The organism is Paraburkholderia azotifigens (assembly GCF_007995085.1).
In the GTDB taxonomy this organism is placed as follows: domain Bacteria; phylum Pseudomonadota; class Gammaproteobacteria; order Burkholderiales; family Burkholderiaceae; genus Paraburkholderia; species Paraburkholderia azotifigens.
In genome coordinates this window covers 852,702-875,513 of sequence record NZ_VOQS01000001.1, presented here as the reverse complement: position 1 = coordinate 875,513, position 22,812 = coordinate 852,702, and the positions used below count along the sequence as shown (strand labels likewise).

21 protein-coding genes are annotated in these 22,812 nt (G+C 64.8%); 16 read left to right on the top strand and 5 right to left on the bottom strand.

What is annotated here, in order from left to right:
* Positions 1-4: 4 nt before the first annotated feature.
* On the bottom strand, positions 5-1,075 hold the full coding sequence (locus tag FRZ40_RS03845) for a catalase family peroxidase (protein ID WP_028368305.1): 1,071 nt from the start codon (positions 1,073-1,075) through the stop codon (positions 5-7).
* A gap of 217 nt (positions 1,076-1,292) precedes the next feature.
* On the opposite strand from FRZ40_RS03845, the gene FRZ40_RS03840 reads away from it, so the two are divergent.
* Positions 1,293-1,631: a DUF4148 domain-containing protein gene (locus FRZ40_RS03840; protein WP_028368304.1), complete on the top strand. Its 339-nt coding sequence runs from the start codon at positions 1,293-1,295 to the stop codon at positions 1,629-1,631.
* Between the two features lie 69 nt (positions 1,632-1,700).
* Here the strand turns inward: FRZ40_RS03840 and FRZ40_RS03835 are convergent, their stop codons facing one another.
* Positions 1,701-2,024: a DUF1330 domain-containing protein gene (locus tag FRZ40_RS03835; protein WP_028368303.1), complete on the bottom strand. Its 324-nt coding sequence runs from the start codon at positions 2,022-2,024 to the stop codon at positions 1,701-1,703.
* 488 nt (positions 2,025-2,512) lie between these two features.
* Here FRZ40_RS03835 and FRZ40_RS03830 point away from each other — a divergent pair, with 488 nt between their 5' ends.
* Positions 2,513-3,283, top strand: a complete 771-nt coding sequence (locus FRZ40_RS03830) for an EAL domain-containing protein (RefSeq protein ID WP_231516196.1) — start codon at positions 2,513-2,515, stop codon at positions 3,281-3,283.
* A 41-nt stretch (positions 3,284-3,324) separates the two neighbouring features.
* On the opposite strand, the gene FRZ40_RS03825 is transcribed toward FRZ40_RS03830, so the two are convergent.
* Positions 3,325-3,774 carry a hypothetical protein gene (locus FRZ40_RS03825; protein WP_147233421.1) on the bottom strand — a complete coding sequence of 150 codons (450 nt, stop codon included), beginning with the start codon at positions 3,772-3,774 and terminating at the stop codon, positions 3,325-3,327.
* Positions 3,775-4,206: 432 nt separating this feature from the next.
* On the opposite strand from FRZ40_RS03825, the gene FRZ40_RS03820 reads away from it, so the two are divergent.
* From FRZ40_RS03820 to FRZ40_RS03770, 11 genes are all read left to right on the top strand, one after another.
* Positions 4,207-5,643 (top strand): TldD/PmbA family protein, encoded by a 1,437-nt coding sequence (locus FRZ40_RS03820; protein ID WP_147233420.1) that lies wholly within the window; start codon positions 4,207-4,209, stop codon positions 5,641-5,643.
* The gene (locus tag FRZ40_RS03815; RefSeq protein WP_028368299.1) at positions 5,640-6,986 is read left to right on the top strand and encodes a TldD/PmbA family protein; all 1,347 of its coding nucleotides are present in this window, start codon (positions 5,640-5,642) and stop codon (positions 6,984-6,986) included. The genes FRZ40_RS03820 and FRZ40_RS03815 overlap by 4 nt, the downstream gene beginning before the upstream one ends.
* An 868-nt stretch (positions 6,987-7,854) precedes the next feature.
* Positions 7,855-9,900, top strand: a complete 2,046-nt coding sequence (gene pgaA, locus FRZ40_RS03810) for a poly-beta-1,6 N-acetyl-D-glucosamine export porin PgaA (RefSeq protein ID WP_147233419.1) — start codon at positions 7,855-7,857, stop codon at positions 9,898-9,900.
* 6 nt (positions 9,901-9,906) lie between these two features.
* Positions 9,907-11,949, top strand: coding sequence for a poly-beta-1,6-N-acetyl-D-glucosamine N-deacetylase PgaB (pgaB, locus tag FRZ40_RS03805; protein ID WP_028368297.1), 2,043 nt, complete (start codon positions 9,907-9,909; stop codon positions 11,947-11,949).
* Positions 11,950-12,005: 56 nt separating this feature from the next.
* Positions 12,006-13,343, top strand: a complete 1,338-nt coding sequence (gene pgaC / locus FRZ40_RS03800) for a poly-beta-1,6-N-acetyl-D-glucosamine synthase (RefSeq protein WP_147233418.1) — start codon at positions 12,006-12,008, stop codon at positions 13,341-13,343.
* A 70-nt stretch (positions 13,344-13,413) separates the two neighbouring features.
* The gene (locus tag FRZ40_RS03795; protein WP_147233417.1) at positions 13,414-13,866 is read left to right on the top strand and encodes a hypothetical protein; all 453 of its coding nucleotides are present in this window, start codon (positions 13,414-13,416) and stop codon (positions 13,864-13,866) included.
* 61 nt (positions 13,867-13,927) lie between these two features.
* Positions 13,928-15,757: a glutamine--fructose-6-phosphate transaminase (isomerizing) gene (gene glmS / locus FRZ40_RS03790; RefSeq protein WP_147233416.1), complete on the top strand. Its 1,830-nt coding sequence runs from the start codon at positions 13,928-13,930 to the stop codon at positions 15,755-15,757.
* Between the two features lie 9 nt (positions 15,758-15,766).
* Positions 15,767-16,996, top strand: a complete 1,230-nt coding sequence (locus FRZ40_RS03785; RefSeq protein ID WP_147233415.1) for a hypothetical protein — start codon at positions 15,767-15,769, stop codon at positions 16,994-16,996.
* Positions 16,997-17,138: 142 nt separating this feature from the next.
* Positions 17,139-17,510: a GFA family protein gene (locus tag FRZ40_RS03780; protein WP_147233414.1), complete on the top strand. Its 372-nt coding sequence runs from the start codon at positions 17,139-17,141 to the stop codon at positions 17,508-17,510.
* A 35-nt stretch (positions 17,511-17,545) separates the two neighbouring features.
* Positions 17,546-18,292: a response regulator gene (locus FRZ40_RS03775; protein WP_028368292.1), complete on the top strand. Its 747-nt coding sequence runs from the start codon at positions 17,546-17,548 to the stop codon at positions 18,290-18,292.
* Positions 18,289-19,620: a sensor histidine kinase gene (locus tag FRZ40_RS03770; protein ID WP_147233413.1), complete on the top strand. Its 1,332-nt coding sequence runs from the start codon at positions 18,289-18,291 to the stop codon at positions 19,618-19,620. The genes FRZ40_RS03775 and FRZ40_RS03770 overlap by 4 nt, the downstream gene beginning before the upstream one ends.
* On the opposite strand, the gene FRZ40_RS03765 is transcribed toward FRZ40_RS03770, so the two are convergent.
* A complete protein-coding gene (locus FRZ40_RS03765) occupies positions 19,610-20,530 on the bottom strand; it encodes a LysR family transcriptional regulator (protein ID WP_147233412.1) in 921 nt (306 codons plus the stop codon). The genes FRZ40_RS03770 and FRZ40_RS03765 overlap by 11 nt on opposite strands.
* A gap of 98 nt (positions 20,531-20,628) precedes the next feature.
* Between FRZ40_RS03765 and FRZ40_RS03760 the strand changes: the two genes are divergently transcribed.
* From FRZ40_RS03760 to FRZ40_RS03750, 3 genes are all read left to right on the top strand, one after another.
* Positions 20,629-21,537, top strand: a complete 909-nt coding sequence (locus FRZ40_RS03760; protein WP_147233411.1) for a nitrilase-related carbon-nitrogen hydrolase — start codon at positions 20,629-20,631, stop codon at positions 21,535-21,537.
* A 111-nt stretch (positions 21,538-21,648) separates the two neighbouring features.
* Positions 21,649-22,101: an SET domain-containing protein gene (locus FRZ40_RS03755; protein WP_147233410.1), complete on the top strand. Its 453-nt coding sequence runs from the start codon at positions 21,649-21,651 to the stop codon at positions 22,099-22,101.
* A gap of 82 nt (positions 22,102-22,183) precedes the next feature.
* On the top strand, positions 22,184-22,435 hold the full coding sequence (locus FRZ40_RS03750; RefSeq protein WP_147233409.1) for a hypothetical protein: 252 nt from the start codon (positions 22,184-22,186) through the stop codon (positions 22,433-22,435).
* Positions 22,436-22,561: 126 nt separating this feature from the next.
* Here the strand turns inward: FRZ40_RS03750 and FRZ40_RS03745 are convergent, their stop codons facing one another.
* On the bottom strand, positions 22,562-22,768 hold the full coding sequence (locus FRZ40_RS03745) for a hypothetical protein (RefSeq protein ID WP_028368286.1): 207 nt from the start codon (positions 22,766-22,768) through the stop codon (positions 22,562-22,564).
* Positions 22,769-22,812 lie beyond the last annotated feature (44 nt).

Below are 22,812 nucleotides of genomic sequence, written 5' to 3'. Positions count from 1 at the left end.
CCGTTCAGGGTTGCTGTGCAGCGGGTGCGCCGTGCAATGCTTCTTCGCGCGTGCGCCGCTGATACGACACGGCATAGGCAGCGGAACGCGCTGCAAGCAGCGGATCGTCGGACGTCTGGATGCCGTCGGGCAATACGGTCGGATCGAAATTGATATCACGGCATGCGCCATCGGATTGCGGCGACGCGCGTTCGAGCACGACGGTGCCTGCGTCGATACGTTCCCGGTCGGCGGGCCATTGCAGCGTCGCATCGCTGGTCGGATCGCCCGCATTGGCGACGGTGACGATCAGGTGCCAGCGGACGTCACCGTGTTGCAACTGCTTGCCCAGTTGTTCCGACAGAAAGTCGGGATCGTTCTTTTCCTTCGGATCGACGGGCGTATACGGCATCTCCGGTTCGACGGACCAACGCACGGCATGCTCGTGTCCGCCTGCATCGACGAAGCGGAATGCGTTGATGCTGTAGTACGTCGAATTGGCAAGACCCGACGACGCGGGATGCATCTTCACCCATGCCTGAAACGGACGCGTCTCAGGATGGCTCGCATAAAACGCTTTCAATCGGGCGGGATCGGGCTTGCCCGTCTGTGGATCGGGTTGTGCCGCGACGAGCTGCTGATAGAACTGCTCGGGCGTATGCACGGCGAAAACAGGCGTCGAATTCATGCCCGTGCGCCATTGCTCGCCGTCGTGCTGCTTGAAGAGCAGCGCAAAGCTGCGAATGGGCACGCTGGCATCGGACGCCGACGGATTGCCGCCTGGAATCGCAAAGCGGCCGATCAAAGGTGTGCGGCCCGGTGCGAAGACCTGTGCGCGCGAAATCGATGCCGCGTTGCCGCTGCTGTCGAAATAGCCTTCGACGCATAGTCCTTTCGCGTGATTGCGACGATAACCCGGGTGGGGACCGCTATTCGCCTGCAACTGATCGACGATGCGGTACGTCGTGAGGCGCGAAGGCGTAAGCCAGCCGGCTGCATAAGCGAACGTGCCGGCGAGCGCGAAAACGGCTGCGCCGATCGCAGCCAACCGGCAGGGCACGCAGCGTGGCGACGACGCCCGGAACCTTGAATGGATCACGGATGCTCCTTTGTTTCTGTCTGTGGCGTTCACACAGCGTCAACAGGGAGCCACGCGGATTATTCCCCCGTATGAGGAATTTCTCCATAGGCGGGCGCCGAAGCATGAACGAAAAAAAGTTGGGAATAGATTGCGATGTCGCTTTGTTCATCATCGTGAAGCGTCACACATCCTGCGACGCATCGACACGATCTCTCATCTCAAGGAGCTGGAAATGAAGAAGCTTGCGCTGTTCACGGTCTCGATTGCACTCGTTTCGACGGCATTTGCATCGAGCGCATTCGCACAGGAGAAGACGCGCGCGGAAGTTCGCCAGGAGCTGATTCAGGCAGAGCAGAACGGATCGCAGTTCGTCACCGACACCTCGTATCCCGATGTCGCGCCTATTTATCAGCAACAGGTCGCGCGTCAAAAGACCGTGCAGGAAAGCGAAGGCGCAGGCATGTCTGGCACGCACGCCGCAGGTTCGCGCATGCCCGTCACGGGGAGCAACTCGAGCATGTCGTCGTGCGTCGGCCCCGTCAGCTATTGCGCGATCTACTTCGGAAGCTGATCACGATGCCGGCACAGGGGCGCGTTTTAGCGCGATGAAACGCCCCCGCTGGCAGCACCCGCTTTGCTCCTATCCGCACAACACATCTGTCGCGACATGCGACGCCGGCACCGCGTCGATCAGAATCACATCGCCGATCGAATTCTCCGTGCGCAATGGCAGGATCGTCTGATACGCATCGGACCGATACCATGCGCGCGCGAGATCGCGATTCGGAAACTCGATGGCAATGAGATCGCCGCGCCAGTCGCCCTCCAGCCGCTCGTAGCGGCCGCCGTGCAGCACGAAATGCCCGCAATACGGCGCAAGCGTCGCATCGATGCGCTTCAGGTACTCGACAATCTCCACACCCATCTTCACTTCGCGCAGGTGCGCAACGGCAAACGTCGACATGCTGCTCTCCCGGTCGTTGACGATGAGGCCAGCATAGCGTCGGTCGCGAGGCGGATCGATTACCTCTGAGGTAATGACGTGCGCCGGGCGGTTCGCGCATGAAGCACATTTGACAGTCGACATGCCGCGCAGTCATGCACGACGACACCCTTCACGCAGCGTGCGGGAACGGCGATCCGTATACACCTCACGCGCCGCGCGAATGTTTCGTGTACGAAACGTTGTTGCGTCTTCTTTCCGGACGCACAGCGCACGCACGAATACGTGGAATGAGGCGCCATGCGGCCTGCAGCGCGATTCACGGCGTTCGCCGGGATCATGGTATGAAACGTGCATCGATACGGGAAACCAACCCATCCACACATCAATAACTACGGTCTTCCCATACGATGGATGCTCGCCACGCTACCGCTGCACATCGCGAGGATGACGCCTGCGCGACAAGCTCGAATAACACGCCGCATGTGCCGCCGCATGTTCCCCGATCAATGAACCCACTTGAACGACGCGTGAGCGAAGGCCTGCTCGGCGGAGAATTTCGCCTCGCTTTTCAGGGCATTTACGATGTGAAGTCGGGCAAGCTTGCGCGTGTCGAAGCATTGATCCGCTGGCTGCATCCCGACTACGGCATGCTGTTGCCCGATGCCTTTCTCGTCGCGCTCGATCATCCCCTCGTCGCGCTGCAACTGACGTATCACGCGATCGACGGCGCATGCAGAGCGATTGCCGACGCGCAGCGCAAGGGGCAACGCGTATGTCCCATTGCCGTCAACGCGCCGCCGCGCGTGGTCGCCGACGAGCATTTTCCAGCGACCGTGATGCAGATCGCGCGCATGCATGGCGTCGAACCCGATCTGCTCGAACTCGAACTCGTCGAGACGGAAGACGCCACGCGTCTGCTCGCCGCACCGCCTCTGACGAAACCGCTGCGCGAAGCAGGCATGCGTCTCGCCATCGATGACTTCGGCACCGGCTATTCGTCGCTCGCGCTGCTGAGCACGATCGATGTCGATACCGTGAAGGTCGCGCGTGAGATGCTCGATGGCGTGCCCGACTGTCCGCGCGCGTCGGCCGTTGCGTCGGGCGTGCTGTCGTTGCTCGAACGGCTCGAAGTCGCGGTGGTGGTGGAGGGCGTCGAAACAAAGGCGCTCGCGCGTTGGCTCGCGCAGTGGCCGAAGGTGCTCGCGCAGGGCTTCTTCTATGCGCGCCCGACTTTCGACTACGCCGACGTACCCGTGCAGGAGCGATACGTCGCGTAGGGTCCGGCGCGAGGTTGCTTCATATGTAATTGACGCGGGCCTCAGGCCTGCGTGTCGACAATGCCGCCCGTGGACTTGCCCGAAGAAGAAAGAAGCAGCCGGGCAAGCTCGGCCGTGGCTGTTTGCAGCGACGCTGAAATCGACGTCGCCTGCGCACCCAGCGATGCAACCATCGCGGCGGCCGCTCCCGTGCTGTCGTTGTTCGCCTGCTGTTGCGCGCGCGCGATCTGCTGCTGCAATGCCGTCAGCTTCTGCTGCAGCGATTCGATCAGTGCCTTCAATTGCTTGATGGCTGCTTGCTGGATGCTGTCACCGCCCGACGATCCAGCGGATGCTGCGCCTTGCGCGCCGTGAGCACCGGAAGCACCGGAAGCACCGGAAGCCGGGCTCGTGCCGGTGGACACGGCCGTGCTCGACGACTCCGCCGATGTGTCGGCCGTCCGTGCAGTGGAGATCGCGATGCTGCCTGAAAGATCGTTCTGGATTGGCATGGGCTGAGCCTCTTTTTGTCGAAATGGAAACGGCGTATCTGCGATAACGGCACGGGGCCACGCGTTCTTGAATTGCCGCGCGATGCTCGAAACTAAAAGAATGCGCGGACACTCATGCATGTGCGCGTTCAGAAATGCATCAATTTGCGCATGTGATCGCGAGAGCAAAACGGATAAAACAGGCGCACAGCACGTGAAAAACGCGTATGCGCTGACATGCAACCGCGCGAATGAATGTGCTGTGGCAGACAATCGGGCAGGATGAATGTGCGCGAGTGCACAGCTCGAAAACAGGGCGAACAGGAAGAGGACGACGTGCTTCGGCAGGCTGCGTTCGGCGCATCGCGTACGATATGGCAATCGCGTGCTTGCGGATACGCCTCGCCGGCGTATCGATGGTCGCACGAGCGCATGACATTCGTGAGGCAGCCTATGTTCGAATCGTTGTTGAACCGCTTGCCGGGTGTGTTACGCAGCGACGCGGATTTCTGGTCGGTGCGTATCGTCGACGAACGGACCGACGATCACGCGGTCCGCAACGACGTCGCGCAGCCGCTGCGTATCGCGAGCGATCGCGGCGCGATGCTGGTCGCGTGGTGCGGAAAGGGGGCGGGCTATGCCGCGACGGCGGACCTGTCGGAGCAGGGTTTGCAGGCGGCGCTCGACACCGCGACGCAACGCGCGAAGGCAAGTGCGGCCGTCTCGCTGATCGACCACACGCGGATCGCGCGGCCCGCCGAGAGCGGCAGCTACGCATCGCCTGCCATCGCAGAGACGCTGCCGGGCCGACGCGAATGGCTCGAGCGCCTGCAGCACGAATGCGCGGCAGCGAACATCGATGAGCGTATCGTCGAACGGATGGCCGCCGTGCAGATTACGCAGAGCGAGCAGACGTATGTGACGAGCGACGGCATTCGCATCGATCAGCGCTTTCGTTTCATGCTGCCGCAGCTCTCGGTGACGGCGCACGCCGCGGGCGTGACGCAGGTGCGCACGCTCGGCGGCGATTACGGCACGCTCGCGCAAGGCGGCATCGACGTGCTCGGCCATTTCGGCTTCGACGGCGCGGGCGCGCGCGTGGCGCACGAAGCGCTGCAACTGGTGAGCGCGCCGAACTGCCCATCGGGCCCGCGCGATCTTCTGCTGATGCCCGATCAGATGATGATGCAGATTCACGAATCGATCGGTCATCCGCTCGAACTCGACCGGATACTCGGCGACGAGCGCAACTTCGCGGGCTGGAGTTTCGTGAAGCGTGAACACTTCGGCTCGTACCGCTACGGCTCTGAACTGTTGAACGTCACGTTCGATCCCGAACCGCGCGCGGAAGCCGCCAGCTATGCATTCGACGACGACGGCACACGCGCGCGACGCGAATATCTGATTCGCGATGGCGTGCTGATGCGCCCGCTCGGCGGCTCGCTGTCGCAACAGCGTGCGCGGCTCGCAGGCGTCGCGAACTCGCGCGCGTCGAGCTGGAACCGTCCGCCCATCGACCGCATGGCGAACCTGAACATCGAGCCGGGCACGAGCACGCTGGAAGCGATGATCGCGAACATCGAAAGCGGCATTCTGATGCGCAGCAATACGTCGTGGTCGATCGACGATCAGCGCAACAAGTTCCAGTTCGGCTGCGAGTACGGCCAGCTGATCGAGAACGGCAAGCTCACGCAGGTCGTGCGTCAGCCGAACTATCGCGGCATTTCAGCGAGCTTCTGGCGCAGCCTCGTCGCCGTCGGCAATGAAGCGACGCGCGGTGTGTACGGTACGCCCGTGTGCGGCAAGGGCGAGCCGATGCAGATCATCCGCGTCGGCCATGCATCGCCTGCGTGCGTGTTCAGCAACGTCGACGTATTCGGAGGCGCATGATGGGCGACACACCGACGTCCCGTTCCCACGCGCATTTCATTGCACTCGCCAGCGAGATCGAACAGCGGCTCGCCGCACATGAAATCGCTCTGTCGTCGTTCGCGGCCGAGCAGTCGGACTTCATCCGTTTCAACGAAGGCCAGGTGCGCCAAACCGGCCGCGTTTCGCAAGCGAGCCTGACGCTGCGATTGATCGACGGGCAACGGCAGGCCTATGCGACGCTGACGGCAACAGGCGATATGTCTGCCGACGCCGAAACGATCGCCGCCACGCTGGCGGCACTGCGCGAAGGCCTGCACGACGCACCCGACGATCCGCATCTGCTGTTCGACACGACGGTGTGGTCGGAATCGACACAACGCACGGGCACGCTGCCGCGGCCCGATGCGTTGCCTCTCGTCGTCGCGCAATACGCGCGTGGTCTCGACTTCGTCGGGTTCTACGCGGGCGGCACGATTGCCCGCGGTTTCGCTTCGTCGCTCGGCAGCCGCGGGTGGTACGAAGTCGAGAACTTCAATTTCAGCTGGTCGCTCTATGACGCGAGCGGCCGCGCAATCAGAAATCACTATGCAGGCGATCGGTGGAGCGAGGCCGTATTCGCCCGCAAGCTCGAAGAAGCAGCCGCACGGTTGCCCGTCTTCGCGCGCGCGCCGCGCATGTTGGCGCCAGGTCGATATCGCACGTACTTCGCGCCTGCCGCGCTGCAGGAACTGATGGAGACCGCGTCGCTCAGTGCCTTCTCCGCGCGCATGCAGGCCACTGCGCGTAACGAGTTCTATCGGTTGAACATCGGCGAGGCGTCGCTCGATCCGCGCATGACGCTCACGGAAGATCTCTCGCTCGACATCACGCCGCGTTTCAATGACGACGGCTATCAACGTCGAAGTGTCCCGCTCGTCGAAGCGGGACGCGCGGTGTCGCAGCTGACGAACGCCCGCACGGCTCGCGAATACGGTCTCACGCCCAATGGCGCGACGGCGGGTGAAGTTCCCTCCGCGCTGTCGATGGAAGGCGGCGATCTCGCGCAAGCGGACGTGCTGCACGCGCTCGACACCGGTCTCTACATCGGCAACCTGTGGTACGTGAACTTCTCCGACCGGATGAACTGCCGGATGACGGGCATGACGCGTTTCGCGACCTTCTGGGTCGAGCAGGGCCGTATTGTCGCGCCCGTTGACGCCATGCGCTTCGACGACAGCCTGTACCGCCTGCTCGGCAGCGAACTCGAACGCATCGGCGCCGCACCCGAACTGCTTCTGAACGACTGGACGTGGGGTGCGCGCGCGACAGGCGGCATGAAGCTGCCGGGCCTGCTGGTGCGTTCGTTCGAGCTGACGTTATGACGCGAACAGCGTCGCCGCGGCGCGTTCCTGCGTGAGCCAGACGGACGGGTGCGCGCATGCGCAGCGTCCGCTGGCCGGGCGGTAAGAAGAATTCATCGATCACCCTGTCAAAATCTGTTCCTTAGCATAGCTAATCACGTGGCGATGCGGCGCTCGCGTGCCATCCATGGTCCGCGTCTTTCTTCGTCTTCGATTGTGCAGCGAGACAATACCCGAGCTCGCAAGTGCCGCTCTGTGCGCTGGCGCACATCGAATCAGGACAGGCCCGTGTGCGCCACCGCACATTCTCCGCGCGAGTTGCGGCACTTGCGTCGCAGGTCGTTCACAAGTCGCTCCGAGCCGCTGAACATTGCCATGCATCGTCGCGCGCAGTGTTGCCATGCCTGGCTCGCGCAGCACGTTCGGCATCGCACACATCAGACGAATTGCGCTCACGATGCATGCCGTTTCACCTTTGAATCAATGCGCGCCGCTGTTGCGATGCACAAGCATGATCTTTGCTCAGCATGGCTTTGCGACTCATTCGCACGATTGTTTCGAGGCTTGAAGCAGGGTTTCGAGTTTGATTCGTCATGCTTGTCGAGTTCAGCGATGAAACGTATTTGACGATTCACGGTTGGCTTGCAGCGTCGTTTTCGTAGCACGCCTTTAAGCCACAAGGAAAAGCAGGGTGCTGGTACGGACTTCGCTATATGCCTCGCCGCGCAACACGACGAAGCCGGTGCGCAATGCAGCAACCGGCCATCGGAACAAGACGCTGAACTCCACGCCTTTCGCCAGGCTACGCGACGTTGTTACTCTCTATGCACCATTCGCATGGTGCGGGGACTCGCTTTGTCTGGAGGTTGGCATCGACAAGCGAGGAACCATGAAAACCAAACGCTCTAGCCGACACAAGCACGCCGCAGTCAAGGCGACCGCCTTGCTGCTGGTGCTGCTTGCGCGCGACTACTGCGCCGCGCAGCCGACCACTGGGTCCGAAACCACGGGGAAAGTCGCAGAAGGACAAGTCGCAGAAGGCAAGGTAGAAACGGAGCGCGACCAGCTCCGCAGACGCATCTTCGCGGAAGCAGGCGCCGGCGCGGCGCAGCTTGCGCTCCAGGAGGCGCGCGCGAGCCGCGATGCGTTCTCCGATCACGACCTCTTTCAGATCGAAGCGCTCGTCGTCGAAACGGAAGTGCATTGGGGCCGGCAGCAGTCGCTCGCCTCCGATGAACCCGACCGCCTCGCGCAGACGAAGACGGCGCTCGCGCACATCGACGACATGCTGGCCCGCATGCCTGCATCGGACGACTACGCCGACGTGCGCCGCTCGGTGCTCGTCGAGAGAGTCGCTGCCTTGCAAGGTGTCGGCCGCATGAAGGAAGCGGCGGCCCTCTATGAAGATCTGTCGCGCTCGAATCAGCCGATGCCCGCGCGCACCTATGCAGCAGCGGGCGATGCGTACACGTACCTCGATCAGCCGCGCAAGGCCGCGCCCGCCTACGAGCGCGCGTTGCAGACGCCTGTCGAACCGCTCACGCCTTCCGTCGAGCCGCACGCGCTGAAGCGCATCGACGTGCAGGAAGGGCTCTTTTTCGCGTACCTCGATTCGGGCCGCTACGACAACGCGCGGCAGTTGCTGAAGGAAATTTCCGCGAGCACGCCGATTCGCGCGGATCTGTCCGAACACCCGGAAGATGTCAACGAAGACTACGGCCGCGTGAAAAAACTGCAGGCGCAGTACCTGCTCTACACGGACCGCACGCGCGAAGGCGTCGCGGCACTCGACGAACTGCGTCACGAGGCGCCGTTCGATCCCGCGCTGATCAGCGCGCGCTCGGATGCATCGCTCGTGCAGCAGCGTCCGCGTGAAGCGCAGAAGGTCTACGAAGGCACGCTCGTCGATCACCCGGGCGATATCGAAACGCTGGCGGGACTCGGGCGCACGGCGCTCGAACTGAACCAGTACGACCGCGCCGCGGACGTCAACGCGACCTTCTCCGACCGCTTCCCGGACAACAAGACGGTGAAGACGTTCCAGCGCGATTACGAGGCATACAGGAGCCCGCAACTGATCATCGCGGCGAATGGACAGAAGGGCAATTCGGTTCTCGCGGACAACAATTGGGGTGTCGACACCCAGCTTTATTCGATGCCGCTCTTCAACTACTGGCGCGTGTTCGCGCACCAGTTCAGCGGTCGCGCGGATACGGGCGACGGCAACAGCGTGAGCCGCATCCGCAACGGTATCGGCGCGGACTTCCGCTTTCATGGCATCGACGCCGCAGCGGAAGTCGATCGATCGACGGGACCGCAGGCGAAAACGGGCGGCGCAGGCAGCCTGAGCTATGCACCCGATGATCGCTGGCGCTTTTCGGCGGGTGTGGACAGCAACGTCAACACGCTGCCGTGGAAGGCCTACCAGGCGGGCGTGACAGGCCGCGCGGCGACGGGCAGTGTGCGCTACAGCGTCGACGATTACCGATACTTCGACCTCAGCTACGGCGCGTCGCGCTACAGCGACACCAACCTGAACCAGGCGTGGGTGGGCACGTGGTACGAACGTCTGATCAACACGCCGAGCCATCTCGTCGCGACGTGGGTCGAGTTGAACACGAGCAGCAACACGCTCGCGAATACCGCCTACTTCGCGCCGCATCGCGACATGACGGCGCAGCTCACGGCGATGTACCAGTGGACGTCATGGCGCAATGCGGACCAGTCGCTCGCGAACCGCGCCTACGCGACGGTCGGCGGTTACCGGCAAACGGATATCGGCAACAGCATGCTGTGGGAAGTGCGCCTCGAACAGCAGTGGCAGTTCAGCGCGCATGCGTCGCTCGCGTATGGCCTCGGCCTGTCGAGCCAACGCCTCGATCACACGCGTGAGACCAGCAAGCTCATCTACCTGAACCTGAACATTCCCCTGTAGACCATCATGGACAAGCTCAACCGTAGACGTTTTCTCGCCTTCGCCGCCGGTCTCGCCGCTGTGCCCGCCGCGCAGGCCCGTATCGCGCTCGACCGCCTGCCGCCGCCCGATGCCGACGACGGACTCACGTTCCGCGTGCTCGCCATTCATGACATCCGCGACGATCTGCGTGCGGATGTCTCGACGGTCGCCGATACCTGCGCGATCAGCACGGCCACGCTCAACACGATTTTCGCGTGGCTGAAGGCGAAGGACTTCCGTCCCGTGAGCGTCGACCAGATCGTCGCGTCGCGCAACGGCGGGCCGCGCCTGCCGCCGCGCGCCGTGCTGCTCACATTCGACGATGCGTACAAGAGCCAGTTCACGCGTGCGTTCCCGCTGCTGCAGCAGTACGGCTATCCCGCGCTGATCGGCGTCGTCACGCGCTGGACCGATACGCCCGCGGGCGACCCGGTGCGCATCAGCCATAAGTCTTTGATGCCGCCGGGCTACTTCATGAGCTGGGACGATCTGCGCGAGATGGCGAACTCGGGTCTCGTCGAAGTCGCGTCGCACACGCACGACCTGCATCACGGCGCGCTCGCGAATCCGCAAGGCAACGAACTGCCTGCCGCCAGCGCGCATCTGTATTACCCGCAGCTCGAACGCTATGAGACGGACGAAGAGTACCAGGCCCGTGTGCGCGACGACCTGAAGAAGAGCGTCGATCTGATCCAGGACCGCACGGGCGTGACGGTGCGCTCGGCGGTGTGGCCGTACGGGATGTACAACGCGGCGCTGATCAAGGCATCGCAGGCGCTCGGCATGTCCGTGCATTTCACGCTCGACGACGGCCCCAACACGCCCGACGTGCCGCTCACGCAGATTCGCCGGCTGCTCGTCTCGTACGACTGGGACGTAGGTACGCTGATCGCGCAGATGCGTTCGTCGCGTCTGTATCGCGGCGAGCACAACCCGGTCGAGCGCGTGGTCAACGTGTCGCTCGACGAGATCTACGACATCGATCCGAACAAGAGCGAAGAGAAGCTCGGCCGTCTGCTCGACCGCATCAAGGATCTCGAGCCGAAGTCGGTGTATCTGAAGGCGTACTGGGATCCCGATAACACAGGCGTTGCACGCGCGCTGTATTACCCGAACCGCCACATGCCGATGCGCGCCGACCTGTTCAACCGCACCGCATGGCAGCTGATCACGCGCGCAGGCGTTCAGGTCTACGCACGCATGCCGCTGCTCGCCTTCGATCTGCCGACGGGGCACGCGGCGGCGGGACGTTTCGTCGAAGTCGCAGCGAACAGCCCGGGCGATGCGCAGCGTGGCCGCACGCCGCGCCTGAGCCCGTTCGATCCGCTCGCACGTCAAACCATCCAGGACATCTACGACGATCTCACGCGCTATTCGAGCTTCAACGGTGTCGTGTTCGGTTCGGACGCGACGCTGAACGCGTATGAAGACGCGAGCCCCGCCGCGATGGCCGTGTACCGCTCGTGGGGCCTGCCCGGCGACGTCGCGCAGATTCACGCGTCCGACGACCTGATGCAACGCTGGGCGAAGAACAGGACGGCGTATCTGAACACGTTCACCAACCAGCTCGCCGAGCGCGTGCGTGCGTATCAGGGCGGCGGAAACGTGCTGACGGCGCGCACCGTCCCCGCCGAAGCCGTGTTCGACGCCAACGCCGAACGCAATTTCTCGCTGAGCCTTGCGTCGTCGCTCGCGAACTATGACTTCGTCGCGCTGACGGCGGCGCCGCACGCGGCGGGCGAACGCGTGAACGACGCGTGGCTCGACAGCTTGCGGCAAACCGTGTTGCAGCAGCACGGCGCGGCGGCCAGGACCGTGTTCGAGCTGCCCGCGATCAACCGCGACACGCAGCAGCCCGTCGAGGCGGCCGTGCTGCGCGCGCAGATGAAGCGGCTCAACGCAGGCGGCGTCGTGCATCTGGGCTACGGGCCGGACGATTTCCTCAAGAACCGGCCCGACACGACCGTGCTGCGCGACGTGATGTCGGTGCAGAGCACGCTGCGATCGAATCAGGGAATGTTGGGCTGAGCATCGCGCGCGGGTCTCGATACCCGCGCGATGCGAGCCCGGACCAGGGGACCACAATGAAAAACGTACTGAGCGTCATCTCGAACTTCGTCTTCTACTATCCATTGCTGATGGCGTATCTGTGGATGGTGGGGGGACTGCTGCACTACCTGCTGATCGAGCGCCGCGACGCGGGGCGCAAGGTTGCGCCGCCGCTGCCGGCGTATCCGAAAGTGTCCGTCGTCGTGCCTTGCTACAACGAGGCCGCTAACGTGCGCGAAGTGATCGCGTGCCTCGACAAGCTGAACTATCCGAACTACAACGTCATCGCGATCAACGACGGCAGCCGCGACGAAACGGGTGCGATCCTGAACCAGCTCGTCAACGTGTATCCGAAGCTCGTCGTCGTGCATCAGCATCAGAACGAAGGCAAGGCGATTGGGCTCACGACGGCCGCGATGCTGTCGGATGCTGAGTACCTGATGTGCATCGACGGCGACTCGCTGCTCGACAAGGAAGCGATCGGCTGGATGCTGCGCCACTTCCTCGACGACGCTTCCGTCGGCGCCGTGACGGGCAACCCGCGCATCCGCACGCGCTCGTCGCTGCTCGGCCGCATGCAGGTGGGCGAGTTCTCGTCGATCGTCGGTCTCATCAAGCGCACGCAGCACATGTATGGGCGTCTGTTGACGGTGTCGGGCGTGGTGTCGATGTTCAGGAAGCGCGCGCTGCAGGAAGTGGGCTACTGGAGCTCCGACATGCTGACGGAGGACATCGACATCAGCTGGAAGCTGCAGGTGCAGGGCTGGGGCGTGAACTTCGAATCGCGCGCGCTGAGCTGGATCCTGATGCCCGAAACGTTCCGCGGCCTCTACAAGCAGCGTCTGCGCTGGGCGAAGGGCGGCATCCAGGTGCTGTTCAAATATGCGGGCGCCGTGCTGTCCCGCCGCAACATGATGATGTGGCCGATCTTCGTCGAGTACGCAACCAGCATCGTGTGGGCGTATTGCATGCTTTTCACGCTCGTGATGATGGCGGCCACCGCGCTCTTCACGCTGCCCGAAAGCTGGCGCTTCGCGTTCGTGCCGCGCGGCACGGGTGTGCTGCTGTTCGCGACCTGCTGCGTGCAGATTCTGCTGGGCTGCCTGATCGACCGCCGTTACGACAAGAACCTGCTGCGCTATTTCATCGACACCGTCTGGTATCCCGCGGCGTTCTGGGCAATCAGCATGATCGCATCCGTGATCGCGCTGCCGGGCGTGGTCAGCCAGCGCCGCAGAAAGCGCGCGCGCTGGGTGAGCCCCGATCGCGGCATCCGCTCGAGCGGCGCCGTGGTGGCGGATGCATCGGCTGCGCTGCTCGCGCAACCTCTCACGCAACCCCTCGCGCAACCTGTCACGCAGCAAACTGAATGAAGCAGTGAAGCACGTGGGATGAAGCACTCGAATTGACAACGCAAGTCAACAGTCTCAGGGGAACACAAACATGGAATACCCGATCATCGATGTTTCGAAGCAGTCCGTCGCACAGTTCGCCACGGATTCCAGCAAGGCGAAGGCCGTGCGCTCGGTCGCGTGGTATCGCTTCGTGCGGCCGACGCTCGTGCTCGGCACGTGGGCGCTCGCCGCGCTGTATATCCGCTGGTGTCTCGCGAACGCGAGCGAGGAGGAGCTGTCGCTCGATGCATTCATGCCCGGCATCGCGGGCATCGCCATCGTCGTGCTGGCGATGGTGCTGTGGACCTTCGGCCGCCAGATGGACGCGATGAACGCACACCGCGTGCGCCGCATGCCGCAGACGAGCGAGGTCTCGCAGCCGCATACCACGCACGAAATTCCGGAAGGGGATGCAGGCCGCTGCCTCGTCGCGTATCACGACGACGACGGCATGATCTCGCACGTGACGAGCGTGCCCGAGTTCGAGCGTCAGGCCGCGTAAGCGGCGCGCGCTCAAACAGTACAGGCAGACAGTACAGACACACGCACTCACGGAGACCACCATGTGCGGAATCGTAGGAGCAGTGGCACAGCGCGACATCGTCGGCGTGCTGACGGAAGGGCTGCGCCGGCTCGAATACCGGGGGTATGACTCGTGCGGCGTCGCCGTCCTGCAGCACGGCGCGCCGCGCCGCGTGCGCAGCATCGAGCGCGTCGCGAATCTCACCGGGCAGGTGCAGGAAGCGCGTCTGTCGGGCACGATCGGCGTCGCGCACACGCGCTGGGCGACGCATGGCGCGCCCGTCACCGACAACGCGCACCCGATCTTCTCGCGCGACGACATCGCGCTCGTGCACAACGGCATCATCGAAAATCACGAGCCGCTGCGCGACGAACTCAAAGCGCTCGGCTACGCGTTCGAATCGGATACCGACACGGAAGTGATCGCGCATCTGATTCATCACACGCGCGAACAGGATCCGTCGCGCGATCTGCTGACCGCCGTGCAGCGCGCGCTGCCGCGTCTGCGCGGTGCATATGCGATCGCCGTGTTCGCGCGCAACGAACCCGACCGCGTGATCGGTGCGCGCGTCGGTTCGCCCCTCGTGATCGGGGTGGGCGAGCGCGGCAACTATCTGGCGTCGGACGCGATGGCGCTGTCGGGCACCGCCGAGCATTTCATCTTCCTCGAAGAGGGCGATGTCGCCGTGCTGTCGTGCGACGGCGTGCATATCGTCGACCGCGACGGCGCGAGCGTGCGCCGCGAAGTGCAGGCGCATCACGCGAGCCACTACACGGCCGAGCTCGGCCCGTATCGCCACTACATGCAGAAGGAAGTCTTCGAGCAGCCGGACGTGGTCGCCGACGCGACCGAGCGCATTCGCGCCATCACGCCCGCACTGTTCGGCGCGAATGCGCAGCGCGCATTCAGCGAGATCGACTCGTTGCTGCTGCTCGCGTGCGGCACCAGCTACTACTCCGCGCTGACGGCGAAGTACTGGTTCGAATCGATCGCGGGCATTCCGACGCAAGTGGAAATCGCCAGCGAATACCGCTACCGCGAGAGCGTGGTGAATCCGTGCGCGATGGTCGTCGTTGTGTCGCAGTCGGGCGAAACGGCCGACACGCTCGCTGCCCTCAAGCATGCACAGGAACTCGGCCATCACCACACGCTGGCCATCTGCAACGTGCCGCACAGTTCGATGATGCGCCTCACGGAACTGCAGTATCCGACGGGTGCGGGGCCGGAGATCGGCGTCGCGTCGACGAAGGCATTCACGACGCAACTCGTCGCGCTGTATCTGCTTGCGCTCACGCTCGGCAAGGAACGCGGCCGCGTGAACGCCGATCAGGAAGCCGAGGCGCTGCAGCAGCTGCATCATTTGCCTGCCGCGCTCAATAGCGTGCTGGCGCTGGAGCCGCAGATCGTCGCGTGGGCGCAGGCGCTGGCCCGCAAAGATCACGCTCTGTTCCTCGGGCGCGGCGTGCATTACCCCATCGCACTGGAAGGCGCGCTCAAGCTCAAGGAAATCTCGTACGTCCACGCGGAAGCGTATCCGGCAGGCGAGCTGAAGCATGGGCCGCTCGCGATCGTCACGAACGAGATGCCCGTCATCACGATCGCGCCGAACGATGCGCTGCTCGAAAAGCTCAAGTCGAACATGCAGGAAGTGCGCGCGCGCGGCGGCCAGCTGTACGTGCTCGCCGATGCGGGCACGAAGATCGAAAGCAGCGAAGGCCTGCGCGTCATCCACCTGCCCGGGCACTACGGCCCGCTGTCGCCGATCCTGCATGTGGTGCCGCTGCAGTTGCTCGCGTATCACACAGCCTGCGTGCGCGGCACGGATGTCGACAAGCCGCGCAACCTCGCGAAGTCGGTCACGGTGGAGTGAAGCACGCTCATGCGGATCCTCTTTGCAGTGCTCACCGTGGTGACGGCCACGGCGGCTGCGATCTGGCTCGTGCCGCCCGCGCATGCGGGCGGCACGAAGACAGCGAAGGCAGCCAAAGCCGCCGCCGTGCCGACGGGCGACCTGCGCGCCTATATGCACGGCATCGGCGCGGTCACGGATGCGCAAGGCGTGACCACCGTGTTCTTCAGCAGCTCGGGCCTGCCGCCGCGCGGCGCGGGACGCGACCGCAACTGGACGCACGACGTGTACGTCGCGCGCTGGACGCCGAACCAGCCGAAGCTCGACCGTCCGCGCGTTTTCATCAGCCGGCCCGAGGCGCAGGAGCCCGTGTCCGTTGCGCAGAATGACACGGGCCGCGTGATGGTGTCGTTCGAGGACGGCTGGAATACGCCGAATGAAGTGAGCCAGCGCTACGGCGTCTACACGTCCGGTCTGAAGGACGTGAAGCCTTATCCGAACGATGTGCTGTCGGGCGGACACTCGGGGCATGTCGCCGCCGTCGGCTCGCGCTTCGTCGTGTTCTATTCGAACGACTGGGTGAACGGCGGCGGCGTCGACAACCTCGGCACGGGCAACGGCGTGTACGTCAAAACCTACGACGCCGACGGCGCGCTGTTGCAGGCCGTCGACGTCGCGCCGCGCACGCGCGAATGGTGGCCGATGATCGCCGGTTCGCCGGCGCGCGCGCTGCTCGTGTGGCAACAGTACGTGAGCGGCGAGACCTACGCGCGGCTGAAGGTCGCGACGTTCGATCCGTCGACGGGCGCATTGAGCGCGCCGCGCGTGATCGGCGAGCGGCTGCAGTACTACACGTATTCGGCCGCGTACGTGCCCGCCGTCGACCGCTTCATCGTGGTCGCCACCGACGACAGGGGCAAAGGCTTCGCGCAGCTGATCGACGCGAACGGCCAGACGACGGCGGCGCTCGATTGCATGCCGGCGTCCGTGCGCGAGGCGGGCGTGGCCGTGATGGGCGAGCGGGCGTTCGCGCCGGCGCAGGATGGACGGCTGCTGCATCTGAAGCTCACGCCGGCCTCGATCGAACTGGCGGGCACGCAGCCGTCGCCGATCGCGTGGACCTACACGGGCAGCGTCGGGCTGGTGCGCTCGCGGACCCGGTTGCACTGGGTCGCGACGAGCCCCAAAGGGCTGCAGGAAGCGGACTTCGATCTGACGGCCGCGAAGGCGCCCGGTGCGAAGGATCTCTGCAAGGGTTGAACGCTGCGGAGAAGGGCGCCAGCGGGCTCGTCAAAGCCCGCTGGCGCCCCATTTTGTATCGGTGTACGCGCCGGATACATTGGGACACAAAGCCCGCGCGACGCCGGGGTATAAATGCGGTCATCGCATTCAGGAGACTGTCATGACCACCCAATTCCACCAAGGCTCATGCCATTGCGGCGCCGTCAGATTCGAAGTCGAGACGCCCGTCGCGCCCGCCGCGCGCTGCAACTGCAGCCTGTGCCGCCGCAAGGGCGCGCTGATGTCGCCGTTCTTTCCCGCCGGTGCGCTGCGCATCCTGTCCGGTCAGGACGACCTGACGCTCTACCAGTTCAATACGCGCGTCGCGAAGCATTACTTCTGCAAGCACTGCGGCATCTATCCGTTTCATCAGACCCGCAAGGACCCGAACCTGTGGCGCGTGAATATCGGCTGCCTCGACGGCGTGGATCCGTATGCGCTCGAGGCGTCGGTGTCGGACGGCGCGAGCCTGTCCGTGGTCGAGGACGCGTAAGATAAGCGAACCCCTGGCAGGCGAAGGAGCCTTGTGTGGACAAAACGGATCACGTCCTGATCGTCGACGACGACCGCGACATTCGCGAGCTGGTCGGCACGTACCTCACCCGGAACGGCGTGCGCGTGACGCTCGCGTCGGGCGGCCGGCAGATGCGTGCGGCGCTCGCCGACGAGCGGCCCGACCTGATCGTGCTCGACCTGATGCTGCCGGGCGAGAGCGGCCTCGACCTGTGCCGCGAACTGCGCGCGGGCGAATTTCAGACCGTGCCCGTTCTGATGCTGACGGCGCTGAGCGAGGAGACCGATCGCGTCGTCGGACTGGAGATGGGCGCCGACGATTACCTCGCGAAGCCCTTCGCCGTGCGCGAACTGCTTGCGCGCATCCGCGCCATTCTGCGCCGCGCGCGCATGATGCCGCCCGGCAACACGAGCGAGCCGGCGGGCGGCGCGCATTTCCTGCGCTTTGGCGACTGGCGCCTCGATACGATCGGCCGCAACCTGATCGACAGCGACGGCACGCTGGTCGCGCTGAGCGGCGCCGAATACCGGCTGCTGCGCGTGTTCGTCGACCATCCGCAGCGCGTGCTGACGCGCGACCAGCTGCTGACGCTCACGCAAGGCCGGCAGACGGAGCCGTTCGACCGCTCGATCGATCTGCTCGTGAGCCGCGTGCGCCAGCGTCTGAACGACGATGCGCGCGAGCCGCGCTACATCAAGACGCTGCGCAACGAAGGCTATGTGTTCTCGTCGCTCGTCACGCCGGAGGATCAGGGCGGATGAGCACGGCAACGGCCTGGATGGGCGGCATGTGGCGGCCGCGCACGCTGTTCGTGCGGCTGTCGCTGATCTTCGTCGCGGGGCTGCTCGCCGCGCAGACACTGTCGTTCTGGCTCACGATGACCGAGCGCAACGAAGCGACCATGCACGTGATGGTCGGCTACATCGGTCAGGAAGTGACGAGTTCCGTCGCGCTGCTCGACCGTCTGACACCCGCCGAGCGCGAGGAATGGCTGCCGAAGCTCGGGCGGCGAAGCTATCGTTTCGAGCTCCGTCCGGGCACGAGCGGCATGCCGCCGGACGCGAAACTGTCGCAGGAAATCGGTGCGTCGATTGCGAAGGACATCGGCTCGAAATACAAGGTGACGGCCAATGCGGTGCCGGGCGAGACCGAGCATCTGGAAGTGCATCTGACGCTCAGCGACGGCACCCCGCTCACCATCGACATGCATCCGATGCACGGCATTCCGCTCTCGCCGTGGCTGCCGCTCGTGCTGGCCGCGCAACTCGCGCTGCTTGCGGGCTGCGCGTGGCTCGCCGTACGTCTCGCGACGCGGCCGCTCGAGCGTCTTGCGCGCGCCGCCGACACACTCGGCCCCGATCTCGCGCCCGCCGCGCTGCCCGAAGACGGCCCGGAAGAAGTGGCGCGGGCGTCGAAGGCGTTCAACTCGATGCAGGCGCGCATCGGCATTTATATGCGCGAACGCCTGCAGATTCTCGCGGCGATTTCGCACGACCTGCAAACGCCCATCACGCGCATGCGGCTGCGCGCCGACATGCTCGAAGACGAGACCGAGCGCGCGCGGCTGCAAAAGGATCTGAAGGAGATGGAGCTGCTCGTGCGCGAAGGCGTCGCGTATGCGCGCACGCTGCACGGCGCCGACGAGAAACCCGTTCGCGTGAATCCCGACGCGCTGATCGAGAGCATCGTCAACGATTATGCCGATGCGGGCGACCGCGTCACGCTGAACGGGCACGTCGGCGCAGCCGTGACGACGCGCCCGCAGGCGCTGCGGCGCATTCTCGGCAACCTGGTCGACAACGCGCTCAAATACTCGGGCGGCGAAGAGGTCAACGTCGAAGTCTCCGTCGACGACCCGCGTGCGCCGCGCTGGTCGATCGTCGTGCTCGATCGCGGCCCCGGCATTCCGCAAGAGCAACTCGATGCCGTGTTCCAGCCGTTCTATCGCGTCGAAAACTCGCGCAATCGCGAGACGGGCGGCACGGGCCTCGGCCTCGCGATCGCGAAGCAGCTCGCGCAGTCGATGAACGCGACGCTCACGCTGCGCAACCGCGAAGGCGGCGGCCTGGAAGCGCGCCTCACGCTGTAACGCCCGTTCCCGTCTTCTGCTTCGTTGCCGCGCGCACAGGGTCGCGCAGACGATCTCGCACATAAGCGACGAAGCGAGTCACGACAGGGTCGTCGCGCTCCGTCTGCCACGCCAGACCGACGCGCCACTGCGCGGACGCATCCTTCAGCCGCAGCACCTTCGCGTCGCGCAGCAGATGCTCGGCGCGTGACGGCACGAACGCGACGCCGACACCCGCCGCGACGGCGGCCAGCACCGACTGGATGTCGTCGGCCTGCTGGATCACGCGCGGGACGAAGCCGCGCTCCGCGCACCATGCGTCGATCATCGCCGCCGTGCCCGGCCCGCGGCTGCGCGCGAGCGCGACGAAGCCCAACTCGTTGAATTCGTCCAGCTTCGCGGGCAGGCGTTTCCACCTGGCCTGCGGCGGCATTGCGAGCCCGAGCGACTCGTCGATCACGGCAAACGCCGACAGACCGTCGGCGGCGGGCAGGCGCACGAAGCCCACATCGAGCTTGCGGGCAAACATCCGCCGCGTCTGTTCCGCCGACGACAGGTCGTTCAGCGTGACGCCGATCTGCGGATTGGCCGCGCGATAGGCGGCGATCAAAGGCGGCGCGAGCGTGAGCGTCGACAGACACAGCCCGATGCGCAGATGACCGCGCCGCCCGCTGCTCGCCTCGCGCGCGCGGGCCAGCATGTCGTCGGCATCGCGCACCAGCGCTTCGGCGTCGGGCAGGAACGCTTCGCCGAATGCGGTCAGCCCGGCGCCGTGACGGCCGCGCTCGAACAGCCGCCCGCCAAGACTCTCTTCGAGCGCGACGATCTGCTTGCTCAGCGCTGGCTGGCTCAGATGCAAGGCGTCGGCGGCGCGCCCGAAATGGCGCAGATTCGTCACGGTCAGGAACGCTCGCAGCAGGCGGATTTCCATTCTTCGCAGTTATCGTATCGATTGGATTATTCATTTTACTTATCGATGCGCGAACGGTCCAATGGAGTCATTCCATCGATCTCCCCGCCAGGTTCGCCATGTCTTCGTTGCCCACTGCGCCGCTGCGCGTCGCGTCGATTCCCTTTGCCGCGCGTCACGGTGAGACCGAACAGAACGTCGCGCGCGTCGTCGCGCGGATCGAGCGGGCCGCGCGCGAGCGCATCGGCCTCGCGGTGTTTCCCGAAGCGTGTCTGACGGGCGGCGTCGGCGGACGCGTGTTCACGCCGACGTGCAGGATGCGCCGCGGGCAGATCAAGGCGTTCGCGGCGAGCGTCGACGGTGCGCACGTGCGGGCCGTCGCCGACGCCGTCGAACGAACGGGCGTGGCGGCGGGTGTCGGACTGATCGAGCGTGCCGGGAACGGCGATCTGTACAGCAGCTACGTCGTCTGCCTGCCGTCGGGCGAGCGGCACGTGCATCGCAAGCTGCATGCGGATGGGCAGCCGCATCTCGCCAGCGGCGACCGCTTCACGGTATTCGACATGGATGGAGGCTGGCGGCTCGCCGTGCTGGTCGGCGGCGACAACTATCTGGTTGAGAACGCGCGGATGGCGGCGTTGCTCGGCGCGGGCCTGCTGCTCGCCCCGCACGCGCAGTCGGATGCGACCGATCGGGCAGGCGCATGGGTGCGTCGCACGTTGCCGGCGCGTGCGCTCGACAACGGCCTGTTCGTCGTCTACAGCGACGAAGGCGAGGGCGCCATCGTCGATCCATGCGGGCAGATCGTCGCGCAGCGCACAGGCGGCGACGGGACGATCCCGGCGCAACTCGATCCGGCGCTGCTCGGCACGAGTCCCGCGCACGGCTGGCTCGAGTCGCGGCGCCCCGATCTGTATGGGCGGCTCGCGCACGATTCGCGCGCAGGCATGCCGTCGTCCGACGCGCGTACCGCACGCGCTCGCGGCGCCGTCGCCGTGAGCTTCGCGGTCGTGAGGCGCAACGGCTGACGTCACGTCGCGATCTGGAGTCACACAAGAGGAGCAATATACGCAGATCGATAACAGCGCATTTTTTTCGCGCCCTATACTGAATCGATCCTTCCTCTTCGAAAGCAGGCCATGCGTCGTTTATCAGTCAGACGGTCGCCGATTCACGGCAAAGGTGTGTTCGCGCTCTGCTCGCTCGCGGCGGGCGAACGCATCATCGAATATAAGGGCGAAGTGACGTCATGGCGACGCGCCGCGCGGCGCATCGAACGCGACGGCGAGTACGGGCATACGTTCGTGTTCGGCCTGTCGGATGGGCGGGTGATCGACGGCAGTGTCGGCGGCAATAGCGCGCGCTGGCTCAATCATGCGTGCAAGGCCAACTGCGAGGCGGTCGAAATCGACGGACGCGTGTTTATCGAAGCCGCCGTCGATATCCAGATCGGTGAAGAGCTGCTGATCACGTATGGCCTCGCCGTCGACGATCCGCAAGACGAAGAAACACGCCGCCAGTATGTGTGCCGCTGCGGCTCGGCGGCATGCCGCGGCACGATGCTCGCCGGTATGGACGAGGCGCGCTTTTAGGTGTGATACCGGGACGGCCGGGTTCGGAAAGGGCGACTTCCCGCCTGTGATACAGTGCGCGCAGCGTTCCAGAGAGGCGTCCATGACAAACCGACCACGGAAGACCCTGCAGTCCCCGGCACCGGCCTTGCCGATGTTGCTGGTGGAACTCGAAGCATCGCTGCCGTCGCTGATGACGCAGCCCGCGTCCTTTTCGACGGCGCTCGCACGCGTCTGCCGCGGCCTCGAGCGGGCTGGCGCGCCGATCCGCCAGCGCAAGCCCCGCGCGGCGCGGCCCGCGCGCGCCAAGGCAGTGAAGCTCGACATGCCGATGTCGCTGCCGCTCTTTCCCTGATGCACGAATGAGCCACGCCCGCCATGCGGCGAGTGGCGCCTGAGCATCGACTTTGCCCTTTGCAGCCGGTTGGCGCGCTCGCATGCCGCGAGACGCGCTCGAACGCGCCTCGCCTCACGCCCACATTTAGTGCGTGTGATAAAAGCCGTCGGTCACCGAGTTCTGCAGCACACCGTCGACGTACACATCCACGGGTTCGCCGTCCGGCGAGATGAGGATGGCGCCGTTGTTGTGCTGGCCGGGCAGCTTCATGCGGCCGCCGTGAATGTCGGCCATGGTCTTGCTGTCGAGTTCGGTCGATGCGCTGAGGTCGTGGATCGTCAACGTCTTCATGATGCGTCTCCTTGAGCGGAATGATTGAAGGTTCGGATAAGCGG

Coding starts and splice junctions, on each gene's coding strand:
- pgaA (WP_147233419.1), top strand. CDS start 7,855: ATGAAAACCAAACGCTCTAGCCGACACAAGCACGCCGCAGTCAAGGCG.
- FRZ40_RS03795 (WP_147233417.1), top strand. CDS start 13,414: ATGGAATACCCGATCATCGATGTTTCGAAGCAGTCCGTCGCACAGTTC.
- FRZ40_RS03745 (WP_028368286.1), bottom strand. CDS start 22,768: ATGAAGACGTTGACGATCCACGACCTCAGCGCATCGACCGAACTCGAC.
- glmS (WP_147233416.1), top strand. CDS start 13,928: ATGTGCGGAATCGTAGGAGCAGTGGCACAGCGCGACATCGTCGGCGTG.
- FRZ40_RS03760 (WP_147233411.1), top strand. CDS start 20,629: ATGTCTTCGTTGCCCACTGCGCCGCTGCGCGTCGCGTCGATTCCCTTT.
- FRZ40_RS03755 (WP_147233410.1), top strand. CDS start 21,649: ATGCGTCGTTTATCAGTCAGACGGTCGCCGATTCACGGCAAAGGTGTG.
- FRZ40_RS03780 (WP_147233414.1), top strand. CDS start 17,139: ATGACCACCCAATTCCACCAAGGCTCATGCCATTGCGGCGCCGTCAGA.
- FRZ40_RS03820 (WP_147233420.1), top strand. CDS start 4,207: ATGTTCGAATCGTTGTTGAACCGCTTGCCGGGTGTGTTACGCAGCGAC.
- FRZ40_RS03785 (WP_147233415.1), top strand. CDS start 15,767: ATGCGGATCCTCTTTGCAGTGCTCACCGTGGTGACGGCCACGGCGGCT.
- FRZ40_RS03825 (WP_147233421.1), bottom strand. CDS start 3,774: ATGCCAATCCAGAACGATCTTTCAGGCAGCATCGCGATCTCCACTGCA.
- FRZ40_RS03770 (WP_147233413.1), top strand. CDS start 18,289: ATGAGCACGGCAACGGCCTGGATGGGCGGCATGTGGCGGCCGCGCACG.
- pgaB (WP_028368297.1), top strand. CDS start 9,907: ATGGACAAGCTCAACCGTAGACGTTTTCTCGCCTTCGCCGCCGGTCTC.
- FRZ40_RS03835 (WP_028368303.1), bottom strand. CDS start 2,024: ATGTCGACGTTTGCCGTTGCGCACCTGCGCGAAGTGAAGATGGGTGTG.
- FRZ40_RS03765 (WP_147233412.1), bottom strand. CDS start 20,530: ATGGAAATCCGCCTGCTGCGAGCGTTCCTGACCGTGACGAATCTGCGC.
- FRZ40_RS03750 (WP_147233409.1), top strand. CDS start 22,184: ATGACAAACCGACCACGGAAGACCCTGCAGTCCCCGGCACCGGCCTTG.
- pgaC (WP_147233418.1), top strand. CDS start 12,006: ATGAAAAACGTACTGAGCGTCATCTCGAACTTCGTCTTCTACTATCCA.
- FRZ40_RS03830 (WP_231516196.1), top strand. CDS start 2,513: ATGAACCCACTTGAACGACGCGTGAGCGAAGGCCTGCTCGGCGGAGAA.
- FRZ40_RS03815 (WP_028368299.1), top strand. CDS start 5,640: ATGATGGGCGACACACCGACGTCCCGTTCCCACGCGCATTTCATTGCA.
- FRZ40_RS03840 (WP_028368304.1), top strand. CDS start 1,293: ATGAAGAAGCTTGCGCTGTTCACGGTCTCGATTGCACTCGTTTCGACG.